This is a genomic window from Acidimicrobiales bacterium (genome assembly GCA_035316325.1).
Lineage (GTDB): Bacteria > Actinomycetota > Acidimicrobiia > Acidimicrobiales > VFJN01 > DASXTK01.
This window is the reverse complement of record DATHJB010000171.1, coordinates 1-19,814: the sequence shown is the minus strand read 5'-3', so window position 1 is coordinate 19,814 and position 19,814 is coordinate 1. Positions and strand designations below refer to the sequence as shown.

The window sequence follows — 19,814 nt, the reverse complement described above, 5'->3', positions numbered from 1 at the left end:
CTCGACGGGACCGAAGGTCCTCGCCGGCAGCTCGCAGCCGACCGTGAGATCGTCCCATGCGATGCTCACGTCAGTCTCCGCTCGGGGCCTGGCTGGTCGCGATCTGCGTCTGCTTGGTCTCGGCGACCAGCTGCCCGTCGCCGTCGCGGAACTCGGTGGTGATCACCGTGAAGTGCATCACACCGCCGCGCCTGCCCACCTTCTCGTACACGTCGTCGATGCGCTCGACCGCCCGCAGCCGACCGCCGGCCTCCGGCAGCGGCCCGTGGAAGACGAACTCCTGCTCGCCGTGGAGCACGCGGGCCAGCTCACGGTCCACCCCGTGCCACACACTGCTCTCCGGCGGCTGCCACACCCTCGCGGTGATCAGGAACGTCGGGGGCGCGACCGGCGCCGGGTCGTCGAGGTACTCGGGGTTGGCCGAGAGCGTGGCGCGAGCGAACTCGCGGATCTTGCCCAGCTCGACGTGCACGTCGAACTGCTGTCCCTGACGACCGACCAGCGCCGGACCATCCATGCGTCGACCTCCTCCTGTCGTGGGCAAAGGGATACCCCGTCCACAGCCCGTCCAGCTGCCGCCGACATGCGATCGACATACTCACGGGGTGGAGGCTCCATGGCCTCCGGATCGAGCTGGTAGGAGCTCGGCGGTGGCGAGGTAGGTCCGCTCGATCTCCTCGATGCGGCCCCGCAGCTCGCGAGTGCCGCCCTCCAGGACGACCTTGCCGCCACCGAGGACGTAGGCGCGGTCGGCGACCTCGAGGGCGTTGCGGACCTGCTGTTCGACGAGCAGGACGCCGGTTCCACGGTCGGCTGCGCAGCGGACGGCGGTGAGGAGACGCTCGACGACGAGCGGGGCCAGGCCGAGCGAGAGCTCGTCGGCGAGGAGGACTGCCGGGTCGGCGGCGAGGGCGCGGGCCAGGGTCAGGATCTGCTGCTCACCGCCCGACAGCAGGCCGGCCTTGCGGGAGAGCAGCGGCTCGAGCTCGGGGAACAGCTCCAGGCAACGGGACCGCTCCTGGCCGCCGAGGCGGAGGTTGTCGGCGACCGACAGGGACACCAGGACCGAACGCTCCTCGGTGATGAGACGCAAGCCCTGCCTGGTCCGCTTGTGGAGCGGCGCGGTGCAGCGCGCGCCGTCGAGCCACACCTCGCCCGAGATGGGCTTCAGCTCGCCGGCGAGGGCTCGGACCGTGGTGGTCTTGCCCGCCCCGTTGACCCCGAGCAGCGCGACCACCTCACCGGCGCGGACGGTGAGGTCGAGGTCGCGGACGACGGCGAGCGGGCCGTAGCCGGCGGTGAGCCGCCGCGCTTCCAACACCACCGGTCGGTCGTCCGGCAGACGATCGTCGTGCTCCATCAGGTTCCCTCCTGCGAATTTCAACACTGTTGATTATGCTCGCTCTGGCGGCGGCAGGCTGTCGCCGCCACAGCAATCGAGGGGGGAACATGGTGGGGGGGACGCGACGCAAGGTCGGCGCGGTGCTGTTGACGGGGTCGCTTCTGGCCTTCGGGTGCAGCAGCGACGACGACACCGCGGGGGACGACACCGCTGAGCCGACAGGAACCGTCGAACCGCCGCCGGTCACCGACGAGCGGCCGTTCAGCGTCATGGTGATCGGCGACGAGACCAGCCAGATCTCGTTCACCGTGGCCGAGGCCGTCCCGGCGGTGCAGGGGGCCCTGGCCGAGCTGCCCAACGTCGAGGTGCTGCACTGCGACAGCGCGGGCGACGCCAACCGGAGCCAGGAGTGCGAGCGCGAGGCCGTCGACGTCGGGGTGACCGCGGTGATCGCATCGTTCGGCCAGATCGGCATGGACATGGCGATCCTCACCGACGCCGGCATCCCCGTGATCGGCGGCGCCGACCCGGAGGCGCCGAACGCGTTCTCGCTCAGCGCCGGGCTCGTCGCCTACGCCGGGCTCGGCGTGGCCGCGGGTGAGGCCGAGTGCACGAAGATCGCCACGCTGTACCTCGACGGGGCCGACTTCCTCGCCGACATGGTGCAGCAGGGCGCCGAGCTCGAAGGCGTCGAGGAGGTGGCGCGCTCGGCCATCCCGCAGAACACCCCCGACATCTCTCCCCAGGTGGCGGCGCTGGCGGGGGCCGACGCCGACTGCATCGTGCTGAGCGTGACCCCGACGCAGGTGGTCCAGGCGGTCACCGCCCTGGTCCAGGGCGGGGTGGATGCGCAGCTCATCGCCAGCGGTGCGGTGTTCCCGCAGCCGATCATCGACGAGCTGGGCGACCTCGCCGAGGGCGTGACCATCTCGGAGATCCAGATCAACCCGGGCGACGACGACCCCGTCGTCGACCAGGTCGAATCGGACATCGCCGCCTTCGACGACGAGGCCGAGGTGACGACGATCGCCATGTTGAGCTGGGCCTCGGCCAAGCTGATCATCGACGCGCTGCCGGCGATCGACGGTGACGTCACCCCGCAGACGCTGACCGCGGCGCTCGACGGTCTCGTAGATGCCCCGGCCGGCGGGGCCGTGCATCCGGTGACGCCGAAGGAGCTCTCGAACCCGCTGTTCAAGCGGGCCTTCAACCCGTGGGGACTGCTGTACCAGATCACCGACGGTGTCCCGAAGCGGCTGAGCGACGACTACTTCTCGCTGGAGCCGATCCTCGACGTGGTGACGATCGGCTGAGCCCGGTCGTCACGAGCGAGGAGTCGACGATGGACGAGCTCATCCGCTTCGCCGCCCTGGGCGTGGGAGCCGGCGGTCTCTACGCGCTCGCGGCGATCGGGCTGGTGCTGATCCACCGCAGCACGGGCGTCGTGAACTTCGCCCAGGGTGCGATCGGCATGGTGGGCGCGTACGTCTACTTCGAATCCCACGTGGAGCAGGGGCTGGCGTGGCCGCCGGCCATGCTCCTCGGGTTCGGCGGCTCGGCGTTGGTGGGGGTGGCGTTCCACGTCCTGGTGATGCAGCGGCTCCGCAGCGCCGCCGCGCTCACCAGGATCGTCGCCACCATCGCCCTGCTGGTCACCCTGCAGGGCATCGCGTTCATGCGGTACGGGACGTTCCCGAAGCTCGTCCCGTCGCTGCTGCCGAACGCGGCCACCGAGATCTTCGGGACCTCGGTGGGTCAGGACCGGATCTTCATCCTCCTGCTCGCCGTCGGCCTCACCGCGGTGCTGTGGGCGGTCTACCGGTTCACGTGGTTCGGGATCGCCACCTCCGCCGTGGCCGAGAACCAGCGGACGGCCGCCGCCCTCGCCGTCTCGCCGAACGCCATCGCCGCCGCGAACTGGGCCGTCGGCTCCGCGCTGGGCGCGCTGGCCTCGATCCTGCTGGTCCCGATCACCGGTCTCGAGCCGACGAGCGCGTCCTTCCTCGTGATCCCCGTCCTGGCGGCGGCGGTCATCGGGCGCTTCTCGTCCTTCCCGGTCACCGCCGCGGCCGGCATCGCCATCGGGGTCGCCCAGTCGCTGGTGACCTCACCGAAGCTGGTGACCGACCACTGGAACCAGCCGGGGCTCGCCACCGCCATCCCCTTCGTGCTCGTGGCGATCGTGCTGATCGCCCGCGGCCGGTCGGTCGCCGGCAAGGACGAGCACTTCGGACGCATGCCGGCGGTGGGCACCGGCCGGCCGGCGCCCGGGCTGATCCTCGCCGGGGTCGGGGCGACGCTGCTGTGCATCTGGGTGCTGTTCTCCGACCAGTGGGTCATCGCGCTCGAGGTGCAGATCATCGTCGCCGTCGTGCTGCTGTCCTTCGTCGTCGTCACCGGCTACACCGGCCAGGTCTCCCTCGCCCAGGGTGCGCTGGCCGGCATCGGCGCGCTCGTGTGCGGGTGGCTCGACATCTCCCGCGGCTGGCCGCTCGAGCTCGCCGCGCTGGCCGGCATCGCCGCCACCGTCCCCGTCGCCGTAGTTCTCGGCCTGGCCGGTGTGCGCACCCGCGGGGTCAACCTCGCGATCGTGACGCTCGGCTTCGCCATCGCCATCGGGCCGGCCGTGTTCACCAACCCGTCCTACACCGGCGGGACCCGCGGCGGCTACGTGGTCGAGGAGGTCGAGGTGCTCGGGGTCGACCTCTCCCCGACCGCGACGCCCGAGCGCTACGCGACCTTCGCCCTCGCCATCTTCGTGGTCCTCGGGATCGCCGTGGCCAACCTGCGCCGGGGCCGGGCCGGACGGCGCCTCCTCGCGGTGCGGACCAACGAGCGAGCCGCGGCCGCGCTCGGCGTCTCGGTGATCGGCACCAAGCTCTACGCCTTCGTGCTCAGCGGGAGCATCGCCGCGGTGGGCGGGATCCTCGTCGCCTACCGCCAGTCCGTCCTGTCCTTCGGGGACTTCGGGGGGATCACCTCCCTGTTCGTGCTCCAGAACGCCGTCCTCGGCGGTGTCGGCATGCTGGGTGGGCCGGTGGCGGGCAGCGGCTTCCAGCCGGGCACCATGGGCCAGGAGCTGGCGGACCGCTCGCCCGGCGATGCCGCCACCGTGGTGGTCGTCGTGGGCGGGGTCGGGCTCCTGCTGCTCCTCTCGATCGCACCGGACGGCGTCGCCGAGCTGGTCCGGAGGCTGAACCGGTTCTGGTTGTCGCCACTGCGGCGGGCATTGCCGCGGCGCCCTCCAGCCGACCGGCACCGGCTGGTCGCGACCGAGGCGGACGACGGGGAGGGCGACCAGCGGGTGGCGCCCAAGGCCCTCGCCGTGCAGGGCCTCACCGTCCGCTTCGGCGGGACGACGGCCCTGGAGGGCCTCGACCTGGACGTCGCGCCGGGTGAGGTCGTCGGGCTGATCGGCCCCAACGGCGCCGGCAAGAGCACCGCGATCGAGGCGATCACCGGGTTCGTCACCCCGGCCGCGGGGAGGGTGTCGCTCGACGGCACCCTCCTGACCGGCTGGAGCTGCGAGACCCGGGCCCGGGCCGGGCTGTGCCGCTCCTTCCAGACTCTGGAGCTGTTCGACGACCTCACCGTGCTCGAGAACCTCCAGGCGGCGTGCGACGGACGGGACCTCCTCGCCTACGTCACCGACCTCGTCCGGCCGGGTTCCGGCCACCTCACGGCGGCGGCGCGCAGCGCCATCGCCGACTTCGGCCTCGAGGACCGGCTCGAGGCCAAGGCCGTCGAGCTGAGCTACGCGGAACGGCGCATGCTGGCCGTCGCCCGGGCCGTGGCGGTCGGCTCGTCCGTGCTGCTGCTCGACGAACCGGCGTCCGGCCTGGACGACGCCCAGACCCGACGCCTCGGCGACACGATCCGGCGGCTGGCCGAGGGGCGCGGGGTGGCCGTGCTGCTCGTCGAGCACAACGTCGACATGGTGCTGCGCACGTGCGACCGCATCTACGCCCTCGACTTCGGCCGGCTCATCGGTGCCGGCACGCCGGCCGAGATCCGGGCCAACCCCGACGTCGTCGACGCCTACCTCGGCACCGCCCACTTCCGTCACGAGCAGGCCGGGGTCTCCTCCTGACTATCGAGCGAAAGGAAGCACCATGACGCTGGACAGCGACTCCTACGAGGTCGCCGACGTGTTCTTCGGCAAGCCCTACATCGACCGGGACGAATGGCGCGACGACCCGCTCCGGCACCGCAACGTGCACGGCGGCTTCGATGGCACCGACACCCGGTTCACGTTCTACTTCCCGCCCGCCGAAGACTGGAAGGGTCGGATGCTGCACCCCCTCGAGGGCGCCCACGCCGGCCACGAGGACGTCTTCGGGGGGTTCATGGGCGAGCTCATAGGCGGCCTGTCGATGGTCGTGCGCCTCGGCGCCTACATGGTCGAGTCGAACTCGGGTCACATCGCCGACGACGTCGACCAGAAGGCCGGGGACGATCCCACCATCTACGGGCACCGGGCCAGCATCGAGTCTGCACGGTTCTCCCAGCACGTCGCCGCGCAGGTCTACGGAACGGCGCCGCACCACAGCTACGTGTGGGGTGGCAGCGGCGGCGGCCGGCGCTCCCCCATGTGCCTCGAGTACGGGCCCGACGTGTACGACGGCGCGCTGCCGTTCATGGGCGGCGGCGAGATCGTCGAGCACGGCAGCACCGCACGCATCCGGGGCGCCCAGACGATGTCGTTCGCGAGCATGTTCAACGTGCAGCGCCTGTTGGGGGCGAAGGTCGCGAGCGTCATCGACGCCATGGAACCCGGCGGCTCCGGCGATCCCTACGCCGGGCTCGAGACCCACGAGCGGGAGGAGCTCGCGCACCTCTACCAACAGGGCTTCCCGTTCGGCGACGAGCCGATGATCGCCGCCCCCATGGGCCAGATGTGGCTGTGGACCTCGATCGCCGACCTGCTCCAGGAGGAGCACCCCGAGTACTTCGCGGCGTTCTGGACCCGGCCCGGCTACGTCGGCCACGACCAGCCGCAGTACGTCGAGCGGGACCTCATCGACGTCACCCTGCCCGTCACCCGGGTGATCCGCGGGCAGGACGTCGTCGACCACCCCGAGGACTACACGACGCCAGCCACCGAGCAGGTCGTCAGGGACATCGCCTTCATGAGCACCCTCACCGGTGCGCTCGACCTACCGGTGGCGGTCGAGGTCGAGGGCATCGACGGCGGCTACCGCCTCGGCACGGGCGTGAAGGTGGTGAGCGGCGCCGCCGAAGGCCGCCAGCTCTACGCCATGTACGCCGGCGGGGACATCTTCTCCTGCGACGGCCGCGACGAGGCCAACGTCCGGCGCTTCGCCGGCGTCGAGCCCGGCGACCTGGTGCACGTCAGCAACCGGGCGTTCCTGGCGTTCTGCTACTTCTACCGCCACCACGCCATGGAGGACGCCCAGTTCGACTTCCTCCGCCCCGACGGCCGCTACGTCTACCCGCAGCACACCGTGCCGCTGATGTCGCCGCTCATGGGTGTCGGGTACTCCGGGAAGTACGACGGCAAGCTGCTGTGGGTGCACCACACACACGACTCGTCGCTGTGGCCGCCGCAGGGTGTGATCTACAAGGAGGCCGTCGAGGCCGTCCGCGGGGTCGACGCGGCCGGGCGCCAGTTCCGGTTGCGCTGGACGGAGAACGCCGAGCACATCTCGCCGACGTTCCTCCCCGGAGGCCCCGGCCGACCCCGCTCCACGTGGTTGGTCGACTACACGCCGATCATCGAGCAGAGCCTCGTCGACCTGATCGCCTGGGTCGAGGACGGCGTCGAGCCGGCCGGGACCAGCTTCGAGATGAGCGACAACCAGGTCCGGCTCCCCGTCGAGGCCGCGGCCCGAGGCGGCATCCAGCCGGTCGTGTCGGTGGCGGCGAACGGCGGCATCCGAGCCGACGTGGGCGGGGGCGAGACGGTCGACGTCTCCCTGCAGGCCGAGATGCCGCCCGGCGCGGGTTTCCTCACCTCGGTCGAGTGGGACCTCGACGGCTCCGGGGCCTACGCCGACAAGGAGCCGCTCGACGGTACGGCGACCTCGCTGGAACGCACCGTGACCTGTTCGTTCGACGAGCCCGGCCCGCACTTCGTCACCGCGCGGGTGGCCGGGCATCGAGACGGCGACGCCGCGAGCCCGTGGCGCCAGCTCCACAACGTGGCCTCGGCCCGCGTCGTCGTGACGTGAGAACATGCTCGGTCGAGCAAGAGCCGACGAAGGGTGAGCGATGGCCGGACGACCCAAGAGCGCAGGGACCAGCGGTTACCGGCTCTCCGAGGAGTCCATCGTGCGTTCCGCCCGGAGGATCATCCAGCAGGTCGGTGTGGCCGGTCTGAGCATGCGGGTGCTCTCCGACGATCTCGGCGTCGCCCTCGGCGCCACCTACCACCACGTCCCGAACCGCCAGCTCCTGCTCCGCCTCGTGGCCCATGACATCTACCGCGACCTCGAGCTCCCGGAGCGCGACCACGGCGACTGGAGCGACCACATCTGCCTGTCGATCATCCGGTTCGTGGAGCTGCTGGACCAGCACCCGGGCATGACGACCGAGATCGCCCACGATCTCGACGGCATGACCCCCCAGGCGCTGGCCGCGTTCGTGCGGGAACGGCTCGACTCTGCGGGTTTCTCGGAGAAGGACGCCGGCACCGTGCTGGCCACGGTCTTCTTCTTCGTGATCGGGGTCACGCTGTCGGGGCCCCTCGCCGACACGACCGGCATGAGCCGCGCGATGCGCGACCTCTACTTCGAACCGGGCCTGCGTCTGGTGCTCCGCGGTGCCGCCGATCTGACGTGACGCGGCCGTCACACGTTCGTGGGGACGCGCTCGGCCTCGACGGCCCGACCGGCCGCGACCTGGGCGTCGTGCTGCTCGAGGCGCTCGACGAGGTTCTGTCCCTCGACATCGAGGTTCGGCAGGATGCGGTCGAGCACGCGGGGTAGCCGCCAGGCGCGCTCGCCGAAGAGGGTCATGACCGCAGGGACGATGACCATGCGGACGACGGTGGCGTCGAGGAACACGGCGACGGCCAGGCCGAGCCCGAACATCTTGATGATGGCGTCGTCGCCGAGGATGAAGGCGGAGAACACGCTGATCATGATGAGCGCCGCGGCGGTGATGACCCGGGCCGAGGCGGTGATGCCGGTCAGGACGCTCCCGGTGGCATCCCCGGTGCGGTGGTACTCCTCGTGGATGCGGGTGAGGATGAAGACCTCGTAGTCCATGGACAGCCCGAAGAGGATGGCGAACATCATCATGGGCAGGAAGCTCACGATGGGGAGCGTCTCGTCGACGCCGACGAGCCCCGCCAGCCAGCCCCACTGGAAGACGGCGACGATGACGCCGAACGACGAGCCGATCGAGACGAGGATCGCGAGCGCGGCTTTGATCGGAACGACGAGCGAGCGGAACACGACCAGCAGCAGGATCATGGTCAGACCGATGACGAGGGCCATGAACGGCAGGAGCGCGGCGCCCAGCTTGTCGGCGATGTCGATGATCGCCGCCGTGTTGCCGGCGACGTAGAACCTGGCACCGGTCTCGGCTTCGAGGGCGTCGCGGGGCCCGCCCCGCAGGTCGTGGATGAGTGCCTCGGTGCCCTCGTGGGCGGGACCGCTCTCGGGCACTGCGACGATGACGGCGGTGTCGCCCGAATCGTTGAGCGTGGGCGGCTGCACCGTCGCTATGCCGTCGACCTCGCCGAGGCCGGCGGCGATCTGATCGGCGGCCTGCTCGGGTGAGACGGTGTCGCTCAGGTCGGCGACGACGCTCAGCTTCCCGTTGTAGCCCGGCCCGAAGCCCTCGGCGATGAGGTCGTAGGCCCGGCGTTGGGTGGTGTCGGTCGACTGGGTGCCGGCGTCGGGCAGCCCGAGCCGCATGCTGGCGAGGGGGACGGCGAGGACGGCCATCACCGCGATGCCCGCGGCGAGCGAGGCGACGGGCCGGCGGGTGACGCTGCGGGCCCAGCGGGAGCCGATGGTCTCGCCCTCGTGCGCGCCGCCCGTGCGGTTCCTCAGGCCCGGCACCCGCAGGCGGTCGATGTTGTGGCCGACGAAGCCGAGCAGAGCCGGGAGCAGGGTGATGGCCACCAGCACGGCGATGGCGACCGTCGCCGCCGCCGCGAAGCCCATGACCGTGAGGAACGGGATGTTGAGGACGGCGAGGCCGGCGATGGCGATCATCACCGTGAACCCGGCGAAGACGACGGCGCCGCCGGCGGTGGCGTTGGCTCGGGCGGCCGACTCCTCGACGTCGAGGCCCAACCCCAGGTTCTGGCGGTGCCGGGTGACCACGAACAACGCGTAGTCGATGCCCACGGCCAGGCCGATCATGACGGCCAGGGTCGGCGCGGTGGACGACAGGTCGACGAAGGCGGACAGCACGCCGATGCCGCTGATGCCGATGCCGAGGCCGAGCAGCGCGGTCAGGATCGGCAGGCCCATGGCCAGCACCGAGCCGAACGACACCAGCAGGACCACGACGGCCACCAGCAGCCCGATCGCCTCCGACGAGGGCGGCTCCATCTCCTCGCCCGGGATGACCTCACCGCCGAACTCGACGGTCAACCCGGCCGAACGCACCGGCTCCACCGCCACGGCGACCGCGTCGCTGGTCTCCTCGTCGACCTCGAACGCCATGGCCGGGTAGCGAACCTCGGCGAGGGCGACGTTGCCCTCGGGCGAGAAGGACCCGCTCCCCGAGGGCGGCGCGGCGGCGCTGACGCCGTCGATCTCGCCGACGGCGGCCATGGCCTCCTCGATGACCGCCGCGTTCTCCGGGGCGTCGAGCCGGCTGCCGTCCTCGGCGGCGAACACGACCTGGGTCGACGACCCGCCCTGGGTCGGGAACCGCTCGTCGAGCAGGTCGAAGGCCTCCTGGGACTCGGTCCCCGGCAGGGTCAGCTCGTCGTTGGTCTGGCCGCCGGCCTCCGCCGACCACACGCCGGCACCGACGAAGAGGGCGATCCACACGAGGAGCACGTAGCGGCGCCGGCGCACGGAGAGGTGCCCGAGTCGGTACAGGAAGGTGGCCATCGCCGCAGATTACGTCAGTGTCTGCCAGATGGCACTATTGCCATATGTCACATCTGCCACCCGCGGGATCGCCCACGTAGAATCGCCCCATGTCCGCGCCCGAGGGGTCGCTTCGCCAGAGACACACCGAACGGACGCGCCGCCAGATCGTCGACATCGCCCTCGAGCTGTTCGCCGAGCACGGCATCGACGAGACCACGGTCGACGAGATCGCCGCCGCCGCCGACGTCTCCCCCAGGACCTTCTACCGCTACTTCCCGTCCAAGGAAGCGGTGCTGTTCCACAGCATCGAGGAGCGCCTGGACGAGATGCGGCGGCTCATCGCCGAGCGCCCCACCGACGAGCCGCCGTTCGAGACGCTGGTCGCAGCCCTTCGCCAGGCCGTCGACACGATGACCAACGACCCCCGGCGCCGCTCGGTGCTCCAGCGCCTGGTCGCCGAACGACCCCAGCTCCGCACCTACCAGCGCAACACCATCATCGAGCACACCGAGCGCCAGATCCTGGGGGCGCTCGCGCCCCGCGCCGGGATCGACCCCGGCGACCTCGGGCTCCGATCGGTCGTCGCCGCCGTCACCGCCTGCTTCGACCTCGCCCTGCGAACGTGGATCGAGCAGAGCGCAGCAGGCTCGTTCGACGACTACTTCACCACCACCCTCGACGCCTGCGCCACCAACTTCACCTCGGTCGGCCACCCTCTGCCCACTCGCCGGCGCTAGTCGGCCGTCAGCAGGCTCACTCCATGGCCGCGACGAGGGTGTCGAGCGAGCGCTGGAACTGGGCCCGTTGGGTCGGAGAGAGCTCGTCGAACAAACCGCTGATCTCGGCCAGGCGTGGGGCGAGTGAGCACTCCGCCGCGGCGACCCCGGAGGCGGTGAGCTCGAGGAGGATGGCCCGCCGGTCGCTGGGGTGCGAGACCCGGCGCACGAGGCCGTCGGTCTCCAGGCCGTCGGCCAGCGTGGTGAGGTTCCGGGCGGTCAGTCCCAGGCCGTCGGCAAGTTCCCTCATCTTGGCCGGGCCCTGGCAGTGCAGGACCTCGAGCACTCGAAGCCGGGGGTAGGTGAGCCCTCCTGCGGTGCCGGCGAGCCAACGGAGGAACGCCTGGGCGAAGCGAGCCGACGTCTCGATCAGGTCACGATGGGCGACGTCGATGTCAGGGTCGTGGGTGACGTCCACGCCGGAGGCCATGCCTGCAGGTTACCGCCGAGGCGTTGACCTCGGGACAATGTAAGGTGTGACACTCACACGTGTAACTATCACGCACTCGACCAGTTCTCCCATCGGAGGCCCTGCATGACCACCTCGACGCTCCCGCTCGCCATCGGCACCTGGCAGTTCGATCCTGCCCACTCCGGTGTCCACTTCAAGGTCCGGCACCTCGGTCTGACCAACGTGCGGGGACGGTTCAACGGCGTCGGGGCCTCGCTCGAGGTCGGCGAAGAGCTCGCCGGCACCCGGTTCGGGGCAACGATCGACATCTCCACGGTCGACACCAACCAGCCCGACCGTGACGCTCACCTGCGTTCGACCGACTTCTTCGGCGCGGACGCCCACCCCACGATGACGTTCGCCTCCACGGCCATCCGGGATCTCGGTGAGGGCGACTACGAAGCCGACGGCGATCTCACGATCAACGGCGTCACCAAGCCGGTCACCCTGGCCGTCGAGTTCACCGGCGCCGTCGTCCACCCCGGCGACGGCAAGGAGCACGCCGGTTTCATCGCCACCGCCCAGATCCTGCGCGACGACTTCGGGATCGACTTCAACATGCCGCTGGGCGTCGACAAGTTCGCGTTGGGCAAGAAGATCGACGTCGAGATCGACGTGCAGTTCACCCCGCCGGCCGACTGACCGATGAGCGACATCGCACCCATCCCCGCGACGCACCGCGACCTCCTCGAGGCCCGTGGTGTCGCGATCCTCAGCACCGTGGGCGCCGATGGCTTCCCCCAGACCACCGCCCTGTGGTACCTCCTCGACGGGGACGTCGTGCGCACATCCCTGCACAGGACCCGTCAGAAGTACCGCAACATGGTGCAGCACCCGCAGGCCACGCTGTTCCTCCTCGATCCGGCCAACCCGCAGCGCACCCTCGAGCTCCGCGCCGACGCCACCTTCGAGGACGACGCCGACAAGTCCTTCCTCGCGCGGCTCCTCGACCACTACGGCCATGATCTCGAGACCTTCCCGGCCCCCGCCGACAACCGCGTCGTGCTGACGCTCACGCCCCGCCACGTCGTCACCTACGGCGTTGCCGCCGGTTGACGGCACGTTGCCGATGAGGGTCTCGGTCATCGAGCTGGGGACGGTCGCGCCGGGCAGCGGTGAGAAGCAGGGCCTGGTCGACTCGGTGGAGACGGCACGTCACGCCGACGCGTGGGGGTTCCACCGGGTCTGGTTCGCGGAGCATCACCTGAGTCGGACGGGCGCCTCGCACCATCCGGAACTGCTGATCGCCGCGGCCGGGACGCAGACATCGGGCATCAGGGTGGGGTCGGGCGGTGTGCTGATGAACCACTACAGCCCGTTCAAGGTGGCCGAGATGTTCGCCCAGCTCGAGGCGATGTTCCCTGGTCGCGTCGACCTCGGCATGGGCCGGGCCACCGCCGGACCGGTCATCGATCTCGCGCTGCAACGCGACCGTCAGCGTCCGCTGCACGCCGACCACCAGCAACAGGTCCTCGAAACGCTGGCGTGGTTGTACGACGCGTTCCCCGAGGACCACCCCTTCGCCGGCAAGCCCCTGACGCCGTCGGTGCCGGAGGTGCCGCAGACCTGGCTGCTCGGCTCCAGCCCGGACGGCTCGAACCTCGCCGCCGGACTGGGGATCGGCTACACGTTCGCCGGGTTCATCACCCCCACCGGCGCGGCCGCGGCGCTGCGCAACTACCGCCAGCAGTTCCGCTCCAAAGGCTTCGGCCCGGACCAGCCACGCTCGATGCTGGCCGTCAACGTCACGGTCGCCGAGACAGCCGCCGAGGCCCGGCATCTGGTCGGCTCGGCCAAGGGCTTCTACGCGAGGCTGCGCCGCGTGGGCGGTGACGCGCAGCTCCCGTCGGCGGCGGAGGCCGCCCGCGAGCTGACCGATGCCGACAAGGACCAGCCGACCTGGATCGTCGACGGCCGGTGGCCGCAGTTCGTCGCCGGCGACCCCGACGCCGTGCGCGCCACGCTGGAGCAGATGATCGACGAGAGCCAAGCCGACGAGCTGATGGTGCAGAACCTCATCGCCGACCCGCTCGACCGGCGCCACTCCCACGAGCTGCTCGCGCAGATGTTCTCCCTCACCCCTCGACAGGTCCCGACGGCCGTCCGCTGACGGTCGCACCGCCATGAACGTGGGCCAGATGCTGGTGAACACGGCCCGGTTGCTGCCGGACCGGGTCGCGGTGACGTGGGGCGACCGGACGCTCACCTATGCCGAGCTCGACCGCCGGTCCAACTCGCTGGCGCGCGGGCTGGCGGCCCTGGGCGTGCGACGCGGCGACCGCGTCGCGGTGCTGATGCCCAACCGGCCCGAGCTGCTCGAAGCGATGTTCGCCTGCTTCAAGGCCGGGTACTGCCTGGTGCCACTGAACGCGCGCTTCACGTCCGACGAGGTCGCCTACCACGTCCAGGACGCCGCGGCCGCCGCCGTCCTCGCCGACGACGACGGCATCGATGTCGTGCTCGGCGCCGACGTCGGGCGGGCCGCGGTGGTGGTCGCCGGCACGGGCTCGACGCCCAGCGGAGCCGAGGACCTCGAGACCCTGGTCGCCGGCGACGACGGCGCCGTCAGCGCGGTGGTGCCGGTCGACCGTGACGACCTGGCCTGGCTCTTCTACACATCCGGCACGACCGGCCGGCCCAAGGGGGCCATGCTCACCCACGGGAACCTGTCGTTCGTCACCGCGTCCTGGCTCGCCGACCTCACCCCGATGACCGAGCACGATGTGACGTTGCACGCCGCGCCGCTCACCCACGGTGCCGGTTTCCACGCGCTCGCCGCCACCGCTCGGGGCGCGCACCAGGTGATCCCCCGCGAGACCCGCTTCGACCCGCCGGCGATCATCGAGCTGTTCGCCCGGGCCCGGATCACCAACACCTGGATGGTGCCGACGCAGATCGTCCTGTTGACCGACGCGGCGGCGACGCTCGGTCTCCCCGAGCTGCCCGACCTTCGCCACGTGGTGTACGGCGGCGCGCCGTTCGCCCCGGCCGAACTGCGGCGAGCCATCGAGGCGTTCGGTCCGGTGTTCGTGCAGCTCTACGCCCAGGGCGAGACCCCGATGACCGCCACCGTGCTGCCCGCCTCGCACCACACTGCTGCGTTGGCCGGCGATCGACCCGAGCTCCTCGGCTCGGCCGGGCTGTCTCGACCGGGCATGGACGTGCGGGTGCTGGGCCCCGACGACGAGGAGCTGCCGGCCGGCGAGGTGGGCGAGGTCTGCGTGCGCGGACCGGCGGTCATGCTCGGCTACTGGCAGCGCGAGGAGGCGACGGCCGAGACCCTGCGCCACGGCTGGCTCCACACCGGTGACCTGGGCCGCATGGACGAGCAGGGCTACCTCTTCCTGCTCGACCGGGCCAAGGACCTGATCATCACCGGTGGATCCAACGTCTACGCCGTCGAGGTCGAAGCCACGCTGGCCGACCACGCCCAGGTGCGGGACATCGCCGTCGTCGGTGTGTCCGACCGGACCTGGGGCGAGATCGTGGTGGCCGTGGTGGTGGCCGACGATCCGGGCGAGGCGACGGAGGCGACGCTGAGCGCGCACTGCGCGGCGCGGCTGGCCCGCTACAAGCAACCTCGCCGGTTCGTCTTCGTCGACCGCCTGCCCCGCAACGCCTACGGCAAGGTCCTCAAGCGCGACCTGCGCACTGCGCTGTCGAGCGATCCCGGCAACCGCTGACCTCGGTCAGGCCAGGTCCAGGTCGAGCAGCCTGATGGCGTTGCCGCGCAGGATCTTGTGGACCGTGTCGTCCGGCAGGCCCGCGACCAGGTCGGTCACGATCTCCTTGGTGTCGGGCCAGCTCGAGTCGCTGTGCGGGTAGTCGGTCTCGGCCATGACGTTGTCGACGCCTACCTCGTCGAGCGAGACGAGGCCGTGGGGGTCGTTGATGAAGCAGCCGTTGATGTTGCGGTAGTAGTAGGTCGACGGCGGCTCGGGGATGTGCTTGGTCTGTGCCCACCCCTGGTTGTCCTCCCACACCTGGTCGATCCGCTGCACGATGTACGGGATCCAGCCGAGCTGGCTCTCGGCGTAGAGCAGCTGGAGCGCCGGGAACTGCACCAGCACCCCCGACATCAGGAAGTCGACCATCGACGACATGGCGTTGGCGAAGGCCAGCGTGGCGCTGACCGACGGCGGCGCGTCGGGTGACGCCGCCGGCATCTTCGACGACGAGCCGATGTGCATGGCCACGACCGTGCCCGTCTCGGCGCAAGCCGCGAAGAACGGGTCCCAGTGCCCACCGTGGATGGTGGGGAGACCGAGGTGGAACGGCAGCTCGCTGAAGCACACGGCCCGGACGCCCCGCTCGGCGTTGCGGCGCACCTCGGCGGCCGCAGCCTCCACGTCCCAGAGCGGGATGATCCCCAGCGGGATGAGCCGCCCCCCGGAGTCGCCGCACCACTCCTCGACCATCCAGTCGTTGTAGGCCTTGACGCAGGCCATACCGAGGTCCTTGTCGTCGCCCTCGTAGAACGTCTGGCCGCAGAACCGGGGGAAGGTCGGGAAGCACATCGAGGCCTCGACCCAGCCGGCGTCCATGTCGTCGAGGCGGGCCTTCGGGTCGTAGCACCCCGGGCGCATGTCGTCGTAGGTGATGGGCGTGAGCGTCATCTCCTCCTTCGGCCAGCCCGCCGCCGCCACCATCCGCTTGTGCGTGTAGACGAGGTCGAGGTAGGTCCAGCAGTCGACCTTGGTCGGCGAGTCGTCGTCGAAGTGCTCGACGTAGCTGGCGGTGCCGACGTAGTCGATGTCGCGGATGCCCCGCCGCACCACCTTCGGCCCGAGCTCTCGGTGCTTCCGGGGGAGCCAGCGCTCCCAGACGTGCGGGGGCTCGACGACGTGGTCGTCGACGCTGACGAGCTTGGGTATCTCCACGATGTGCTCCTAGGAACGTCAGCGGACAGGTCCGCCTTGTCTCGTGTTGCGGTGCTGTGCTGCCGGAGGCCCCGCTGTTGAGCAGGTGCTCGGCCGCCTAATTCCCACGCGTGGGCTGCACGAGCCCCCTATCCGCGGGGCCTCTCAGGAACGTCGGTGGCTGCGCCGGCGGGTGAGCTCGGCGAGGACGTCGACCACGTCGGTCCCTGCGGCTCGGGCCTCCTCCTTGACCGCCTCCCAGTCGGCCAGGCCGGCCCGAGCCGCCTCGGCGTTGTCGTTCCACTCGGACGACAGCGGCGTGGTGATCTCGAGCCGCAGCCCGTTCGGGTCGTGGAAGTAGACGCTGTAGATGATCCTGTGGTCGACGGGGCCGAGGACCTCGATGCCGTTGGCCTGCAGCCACGCATGCCACCGGTCGACCAACTCGGGGGTGTCGACCTGCATCGCCAGGTGCTGGAAGGTGTCGTAGGCGGGGTGCGGGGGCGGTTCGAGAGGCGGGAGCTCCGGAGCCTCGAAGAAGGCGACGGTGGAACCGTCGGCCATGCGGAAGAACGAGTGGAAGTAGGGCACCGGCTCACCGGTGGAGGGGATGGCGTCGTCGAGCACCCCGTTGACCAGCTCCATGCCGAGGATGCGGGTGTAGAAGTCGGCGGTGGCCGCGGTGTCGCGGGTCATGTAGGCCACGTGGCTGAGCATCGCGGGCAGGCCCGGTCGCTCGGCAGCACCCGGCACGAGGCCGTCGAAGGAGTGGGTCTCGTCCTTGATGGTGGCGTCGGTCATCGCGCCTCCTCGTGGGTCGTCGGTCCCCGCCACGGTACGGACGCCGACATGTCGGAATTGCGTCGGCCGCGGCGGCACCACCCTCGAACGGATCTAGGTTCGGGCTAGAGGCCACCAACCCCCAGCGAAGGAATCACTCATCTAGTGGGGTGTCGCTGAAGTAGGCGCAGGTAACGGGTCCGCGTGCGGGTTGGGCCGGGCGGTCACGATGGTGGAGTTGTTGTCGTTGGCCCTGGGGGTTGGTTGTGGCTCGTCCACCGTCGGTGTTCGTTCGCGAGTTGTCGCCGGAAGAGGCGGTCAAGCTGCGCCGGATCTCGCGGACCTCGAAGATCTTCGCTCTGCGTCAGCGGGCGCAGATCTTGCTGGCCTCGGACACGAGGTCGTCGTGCCCTGACATCGCCCGGGTGCTCCAGACCGATGAGAACCAGGTGCGTCGGGTGATCGGGGACTTCAACACCGATGGGATGGCGTCGGTCCGCCCTCCTATCGGGGGCGGGCGTCCGAGGAGGATCGATGACACGGCCCGAGTTCGGATCCGTGCCATTGCCCTTGCCCGTCCCCGTGATCTCGCAGAGCCAGGAACCCGGTGGTCGTTGGCCACGCTGCGCCGCTACCTGGTCCGCCACCGGGTCGTGGTGTCGATCTCGAGGGAGCACCTGCGGCGGGTGCTCTCCTCGATGGGGATCACCGCCCAGCGCACCCGCACCTGGAAGTGGAGCAACGACCCGCTCTACGAACCCAAGAAGGGCTGGGTGCTGGCCGCCTACCAGGGCGCGGAGGCCGGCACCCTCGACGGCGTCGTGGTCTCCTTCGACGAGTGCGGCCCCATCTCGCTCAAGCCCCACGCCGGGCAGGGCTGGTTCCCATCGGGTCGCCCGGCCCGTCAGCGGGCGACCTACAACCGCACCCACGGTGTCCGCAAGCTGTTGGGCGCGTATGACGTCGGCGCTGATCGGTTCTGGGGGCGGCTGGAGAAGCGCTCGGTGACCGCCAAGGTCACCCTTGAGTTCCTGCGCGACATCCGCCGCCGCTACCCGCCCGAGGTCACGGTCTACATCGTGATGGACAACCTCTCGGCGCACTGGACCCCAGAGATCCGCCGTTGGGCTGCAGACAGCAACGTCGGGCTCCTGCCCACGCCGACCAATGCCAGCTACCTCAACCGCATCGAGTGCCATTTCTGGGCTTACGTCGAGTTCGTGGTCAACGGCAGCGACTACGCCAGCTGGGCCGAGTTCTCCAAAGCCAGCCAGGCCTACATCCGGCGCCGTAACCGCGACCGCCACGATCCCCGCATCATCGAGCTCGAGAACCGCCGCAAAGTCGCCTGACGATAGTTACCGGCGGAACGTTCCGCGACAGCCCACTAGCTGGTGTCGTGGTTGGTGGGGGTTCGTCGTCGCTGGTGTTGCTGGCGGCGTGGCGTTGTTCGTGGTTCCATGCCCACCGGTTGTGGGTGTCGCATCGGGCTCTGCCGTTTTCCTGGCTGGTCTCGCCGTCGTGGCTGCGGGGGTGCACGTGGTCGATCTGGCCGTCCTCTGCGAGCTTGGTGCACCCGGGCTGCGTGCACCATCGGTCGCGTAGTTCGATGGCGCGGCGTAGCCCTCCGCGGAAGAACGGCGCTCGTTTGGACAGGTCGATGACCCGAGACTTGGGGCCGTAGACGATGCGCTCGATGTCGGCCTCACCCAGATAGGGCACGAGTAGGCCGGGGGCGATCACCGTGCCCGTCGCCAGCTCGCAGAGCCGGCTGGGTGTGTCGGGCCCGATGTGCACCGAAAACAGCGGCCGCGGTTGCCTGTCGGAATCGGTGCGGGGCTCGTAGGCGGCGGAGCGCCGGGCCATCTCTACGAGCGCATCAGCCCGACGTTGCACCGGGCTGCGGGTGAGGTGCTCGCCGCGGGTGTCGTCACCATGGATCGCTTTGGCGGCGGCCCAGTCGGCGTCGAAGAGCTCTTGTTCGATGCGGGCCAGCTCCCCGGCCACGATCGCGCCGCCGACCGGGTCCAGGGTGCCGTCGATGCGGACCATGCCCCGCAGGAACTCCGACGCATGCAGGTTGCGGGACAAGAAGTCGTCGTCGCCTTGGGCTTCCTCGCCGTCTTCGTCGATCAGGCTCTCCCAGTACCGCAACGCCCGACCCAACCCCTCAAACGAGAGGGTCTTGGCGTCGTCGAGCAGTTGCTCCTCGGCTTGCGGGAACATGTCAGCGACCGGCTTGCGCCCCGAGCCGGCACGTCGAGCCAGCTCCACCACACGATCACGGTCGATCTCCCCGCCCTCGAACGCCTCCTTGGTGAGCGGCGCCGCCCGCAGGTTGCTGGACAGGTTCACCAGCGTCTTCGCCGCCCCAGGCGACATGTCACAGACCCGCCACAACCACGCCCAACACGCCTTCGAGCCATCCGCGCGCCACAGCTTGCGGTCATCGACCATGGCGACGCGACGGACCCGTTGAGCAGCGAACATCGACTCCAGTCCGGCCCTCTCGCACCCCATCCTCTCGAGATGCAAACCGCCACAAGCGGCGCTACCAGTCCCGAACCAGGACACAGACCGGCACCA

General features: G+C 70.2%; 17 protein-coding genes. 10 read left to right on the top strand and 7 right to left on the bottom strand.

The genetic code is table 11. From position 1 onward, the window contains the following. Window positions 1-70 precede the first annotated feature (70 nt). Both VK611_22860 and VK611_22855 read right to left on the bottom strand, forming a co-directional pair. The gene (locus VK611_22860; protein HMG44192.1) at window positions 71-517 is read right to left on the bottom strand and encodes a MaoC family dehydratase N-terminal domain-containing protein; all 447 of its coding nucleotides are present in this window, start codon (window positions 515-517) and stop codon (window positions 71-73) included. Window positions 518-598: 81 nt separating this feature from the next. Beyond that, the gene (locus VK611_22855; GenBank protein HMG44191.1) at window positions 599-1,360 is read right to left on the bottom strand and encodes an ATP-binding cassette domain-containing protein; all 762 of its coding nucleotides are present in this window, start codon (window positions 1,358-1,360) and stop codon (window positions 599-601) included. Window positions 1,361-1,449: 89 nt separating this feature from the next. Between VK611_22855 and VK611_22850 the strand changes: the two genes are divergently transcribed. From VK611_22850 to VK611_22835, 4 genes are read left to right on the top strand one after another with little or no spacing between them, the layout of a single operon-like run. Next, window positions 1,450-2,655, top strand: coding sequence for an ABC transporter substrate-binding protein (locus VK611_22850; protein ID HMG44190.1), 1,206 nt, complete (start codon window positions 1,450-1,452; stop codon window positions 2,653-2,655). A 29-nt stretch (window positions 2,656-2,684) separates the two neighbouring features. After that, on the top strand, window positions 2,685-5,432 hold the full coding sequence (locus VK611_22845; GenBank protein ID HMG44189.1) for a branched-chain amino acid ABC transporter permease/ATP-binding protein: 2,748 nt from the start codon (window positions 2,685-2,687) through the stop codon (window positions 5,430-5,432). Between the two features lie 22 nt (window positions 5,433-5,454). Beyond that, the gene (locus VK611_22840; GenBank protein HMG44188.1) at window positions 5,455-7,533 is read left to right on the top strand and encodes a tannase/feruloyl esterase family alpha/beta hydrolase; all 2,079 of its coding nucleotides are present in this window, start codon (window positions 5,455-5,457) and stop codon (window positions 7,531-7,533) included. Between the two features lie 40 nt (window positions 7,534-7,573). Continuing rightward, entirely contained in the window at window positions 7,574-8,143 is a 570-nt protein-coding gene (locus VK611_22835) for a hypothetical protein (protein HMG44187.1), read from the top strand. Window positions 8,144-8,151: 8 nt separating this feature from the next. On the opposite strand, the gene VK611_22830 is transcribed toward VK611_22835, so the two are convergent. Next, window positions 8,152-10,380, bottom strand: coding sequence for an MMPL family transporter (locus tag VK611_22830; protein ID HMG44186.1), 2,229 nt, complete (start codon window positions 10,378-10,380; stop codon window positions 8,152-8,154). A gap of 89 nt (window positions 10,381-10,469) precedes the next feature. Between VK611_22830 and VK611_22825 the strand changes: the two genes are divergently transcribed. After that, on the top strand, window positions 10,470-11,099 hold the full coding sequence (locus tag VK611_22825) for a TetR family transcriptional regulator (GenBank protein HMG44185.1): 630 nt from the start codon (window positions 10,470-10,472) through the stop codon (window positions 11,097-11,099). Between the two features lie 16 nt (window positions 11,100-11,115). Here VK611_22825 and VK611_22820 read toward each other — a convergent pair whose 3' ends face one another. Beyond that, on the bottom strand, window positions 11,116-11,568 hold the full coding sequence (locus VK611_22820) for a MarR family transcriptional regulator (GenBank protein ID HMG44184.1): 453 nt from the start codon (window positions 11,566-11,568) through the stop codon (window positions 11,116-11,118). Window positions 11,569-11,673: 105 nt separating this feature from the next. Here VK611_22820 and VK611_22815 point away from each other — a divergent pair, with 105 nt between their 5' ends. The 4 genes from VK611_22815 to VK611_22800 are packed head-to-tail and all read left to right on the top strand — an operon-like array spanning window position 11,674 to window position 15,272. After that, window positions 11,674-12,231: a YceI family protein gene (locus VK611_22815; protein ID HMG44183.1), complete on the top strand. Its 558-nt coding sequence runs from the start codon at window positions 11,674-11,676 to the stop codon at window positions 12,229-12,231. Between the two features lie 3 nt (window positions 12,232-12,234). Beyond that, a complete protein-coding gene (locus VK611_22810) occupies window positions 12,235-12,645 on the top strand; it encodes a PPOX class F420-dependent oxidoreductase (GenBank protein HMG44182.1) in 411 nt (136 codons plus the stop codon). A 13-nt stretch (window positions 12,646-12,658) separates the two neighbouring features. Then, window positions 12,659-13,699, top strand: a complete 1,041-nt coding sequence (locus VK611_22805; protein HMG44181.1) for an MsnO8 family LLM class oxidoreductase — start codon at window positions 12,659-12,661, stop codon at window positions 13,697-13,699. Between the two features lie 13 nt (window positions 13,700-13,712). Continuing rightward, on the top strand, window positions 13,713-15,272 hold the full coding sequence (locus tag VK611_22800) for an AMP-binding protein (GenBank protein HMG44180.1): 1,560 nt from the start codon (window positions 13,713-13,715) through the stop codon (window positions 15,270-15,272). 6 nt (window positions 15,273-15,278) lie between these two features. Here the strand turns inward: VK611_22800 and VK611_22795 are convergent, their stop codons facing one another. Continuing rightward, on the bottom strand, window positions 15,279-16,469 hold the full coding sequence (locus tag VK611_22795; protein HMG44179.1) for an amidohydrolase family protein: 1,191 nt from the start codon (window positions 16,467-16,469) through the stop codon (window positions 15,279-15,281). A gap of 144 nt (window positions 16,470-16,613) precedes the next feature. Beyond that, entirely contained in the window at window positions 16,614-17,249 is a 636-nt protein-coding gene (locus VK611_22790; GenBank protein HMG44178.1) for a VOC family protein, read from the bottom strand. Window positions 17,250-17,494: 245 nt separating this feature from the next. Between VK611_22790 and VK611_22785 the strand changes: the two genes are divergently transcribed. Further along, a complete protein-coding gene (locus VK611_22785) occupies window positions 17,495-18,580 on the top strand; it encodes an IS630 family transposase (protein HMG44177.1) in 1,086 nt (361 codons plus the stop codon). On the opposite strand, the gene VK611_22780 is transcribed toward VK611_22785, so the two are convergent. After that, the coding region (locus VK611_22780; protein ID HMG44176.1) for a DUF222 domain-containing protein at window positions 18,546-19,814 on the bottom strand (1,269 nt) is incomplete at its 5' end. The two genes, VK611_22785 and VK611_22780, sit on opposite strands and share 35 nt — an antisense overlap.

Bases quoted from the DNA above. Each gene is read 5' to 3' on its own strand.
- VK611_22840 (HMG44188.1), top strand. From the start codon at position 5,455: ATGACGCTGGACAGCGACTCCTACGAGGTCGCCGACGTGTTCTTCGGC.
- VK611_22835 (HMG44187.1), top strand. From the start codon at position 7,574: ATGGCCGGACGACCCAAGAGCGCAGGGACCAGCGGTTACCGGCTCTCC.
- VK611_22830 (HMG44186.1), bottom strand. From the start codon at position 10,380: ATGGCCACCTTCCTGTACCGACTCGGGCACCTCTCCGTGCGCCGGCGC.
- VK611_22810 (HMG44182.1), top strand. From the start codon at position 12,235: ATGAGCGACATCGCACCCATCCCCGCGACGCACCGCGACCTCCTCGAG.
- VK611_22820 (HMG44184.1), bottom strand. From the start codon at position 11,568: ATGGCCTCCGGCGTGGACGTCACCCACGACCCTGACATCGACGTCGCC.
- VK611_22860 (HMG44192.1), bottom strand. From the start codon at position 517: ATGGATGGTCCGGCGCTGGTCGGTCGTCAGGGACAGCAGTTCGACGTG.
- VK611_22805 (HMG44181.1), top strand. From the start codon at position 12,659: ATGAGGGTCTCGGTCATCGAGCTGGGGACGGTCGCGCCGGGCAGCGGT.
- VK611_22845 (HMG44189.1), top strand. From the start codon at position 2,685: ATGGACGAGCTCATCCGCTTCGCCGCCCTGGGCGTGGGAGCCGGCGGT.
- VK611_22855 (HMG44191.1), bottom strand. From the start codon at position 1,360: ATGGAGCACGACGATCGTCTGCCGGACGACCGACCGGTGGTGTTGGAA.
- VK611_22825 (HMG44185.1), top strand. From the start codon at position 10,470: ATGTCCGCGCCCGAGGGGTCGCTTCGCCAGAGACACACCGAACGGACG.
- VK611_22790 (HMG44178.1), bottom strand. From the start codon at position 17,249: ATGACCGACGCCACCATCAAGGACGAGACCCACTCCTTCGACGGCCTC.
- VK611_22800 (HMG44180.1), top strand. From the start codon at position 13,713: ATGAACGTGGGCCAGATGCTGGTGAACACGGCCCGGTTGCTGCCGGAC.
- VK611_22815 (HMG44183.1), top strand. From the start codon at position 11,674: ATGACCACCTCGACGCTCCCGCTCGCCATCGGCACCTGGCAGTTCGAT.
- VK611_22850 (HMG44190.1), top strand. From the start codon at position 1,450: ATGGTGGGGGGGACGCGACGCAAGGTCGGCGCGGTGCTGTTGACGGGG.